The sequence below is a fragment of the Rhodococcus sp. (in: high G+C Gram-positive bacteria) genome, from assembly GCF_049591685.1.
Taxonomy (GTDB): domain Bacteria; phylum Actinomycetota; class Actinomycetes; order Mycobacteriales; family Mycobacteriaceae; genus Rhodococcoides.
The window spans coordinates 1-1,830 of record NZ_JBAWFH010000126.1; the positions used below are offsets into that span (position 1 = coordinate 1).

The window sequence follows — 1,830 nt, forward strand, 5'->3', positions numbered from 1 at the left end:
GTGGTGACAAATCCGTTCGCCGGACTCGGATACGTCGAGGATCTGTCCGAGATTATCGATGCGTCCGCGCAGATCGGAACCGAGCTCGGTGAGCGAGCAATACATCTGCTCGGGGAGAGCCCCGAAAGTTATGGCAAGGCCGGATTGGTGGGCTCGGCGGGCGAGCAGGAGCACATCAACGCTGCCGTCACGTCGATCTTCGGCAACGCACTGCGCGAGGCGATCGGTGGCGGCGAGGCGTGGATCACGTCGGTCACCAAACCCGCGGGGGTGGACGCGGTCATCGATGTGCCCCTTGCCTTCAAGGACGACGTCTGGGTTCGCAGTCACTACGACGCCGTCACCGTCCGCATTCCTGATGCCCCGCACCCCGACGAGTTGGTCGTGATCGCGGCAGTGTCGAACCGTGGTCGCATCAACGCCCGCGTGGGCGGTATGACTCGCGCCGACTACGTGGAAGGGCAAAAATGATCTCCGACATCGCTATCGTCAACGTGGGCACAATCCTCTCGGGGGACTTCGAAAATCCCACACTGACCGGGGCTGACGCGATCATCGTCTCCGACGGTGTGATCGAAGCAATCGGCACCGGTGCAGAGTTGGCCGATCGGATCAGCTCTGCGACGACGAGAGTCGACGCGAACGGGACGACCGTCGCTCCGGGGTTGATCGATTCGCACTGCCACGTTGTTCTTGGCGACTACACACCGCGGCAGAAAACCGTGGACTTTTTGGCCAGCTACGTTCACGGCGGAATCACCAGCGTGGTGTCTCCCGGGGAGATACACGCCCAGGGGCGGCCCCACGACGCGATCGGTGTCAAAGCTCTCGCCATTGCGGCCATGTCGTGCTTTCGTAACTTTCACCCCGGTGGGATGACGGTCCATGCAGGGGCTGTTGTCCTCGAACCAACGCTCACGAAGAAAGATTTCGCCGAATTACAGTCGGCCGGTGTGCGTCTGGCGAAATTCGGGTTCGGACTCTACCAAGATCCAGCCGATGGATACGACCAAGTGAGGTGGGCGCAGGAGCACGGCATCAAGGTGATGTGTCACTCCGGTGGAGCCAGCATCCCCGGCAGCAAGCCGATCACGCCGGAGCATCTTCTTTATCTCGCACCCGATGTGTGTGGACATATCAACGGTGGACCGACGTCGCTGGATGCGGCCGGAGTCGACATGATCATCGACAACACTGAGATGGCACTTCAGCTGGTCCAAGCCGGAAATCTACAATCGTCGTTGCGGATCCTGCATAAGGTCCATGGGGACGGCAAGTTCGATCGAATCGTGATCGGATCGGATACACCGACAGGCACGGGCGTAATGCCGCTCGGTGTCATCAAGACAGTGGCAGAACTGTCCTCGTTCTCCGGGCTGGATCCGGCGCTGTTGTGGGCGGGAGCGACAGGCAACAATGCCACCACGTGGGACTTGCCAGCAGGGTTCGTTCGCGTAGGCGCAGCAGCAGATTTGGTGATTATGGACGCGCCATGGGGTTCGACTCGCGACAGCGCAGTCGGCGCACTCGGCATCGGCGATATCCCAGGCATATCGATGGTGATCACAGCGGGAGTCATTCGAAATCTCGCCAGTAGAAACACACCTCGAGCGGCGCATGTCGCCTCGGTCGAACCGGAAATGCCGCACTTGGCATCGGCTGGGCACTGACGAAAGCGCCTGCACGACAGAAGGAATTCCAAGATCATCAGAGGTCTAGGATCCGGTATCGCAGTCTTTCGGCTGCGGTACGGGATTTTCACATTTCCAAGGTGATAGGGCTCCCGTCGCGACTGCGTGATACGCATACCATCATCGACCGGCCTTCGCG

2 protein-coding genes are annotated in these 1,830 nt (G+C 60.4%); both read left to right on the plus strand.

Annotated features, from left to right (window positions below):
- A partial coding sequence (locus tag WBQ44_RS05500) for an amino acid synthesis family protein (protein WP_495565723.1) occupies window positions 1-471 on the plus strand: 471 nt, incomplete at its 5' end.
- Complete coding sequence (locus WBQ44_RS05505; RefSeq protein WP_495565724.1) at window positions 468-1,670, plus strand: amidohydrolase family protein; 1,203 nt, start codon at window positions 468-470, stop codon at window positions 1,668-1,670. The genes WBQ44_RS05500 and WBQ44_RS05505, both read left to right, overlap by 4 nt.
- Window positions 1,671-1,830: the final 160 nt, after the last annotated feature.

Bases quoted from the DNA above. Each gene is read 5' to 3' on its own strand.
- WBQ44_RS05505 (WP_495565724.1), top strand. From the start codon at position 468: ATGATCTCCGACATCGCTATCGTCAACGTGGGCACAATCCTCTCGGGG.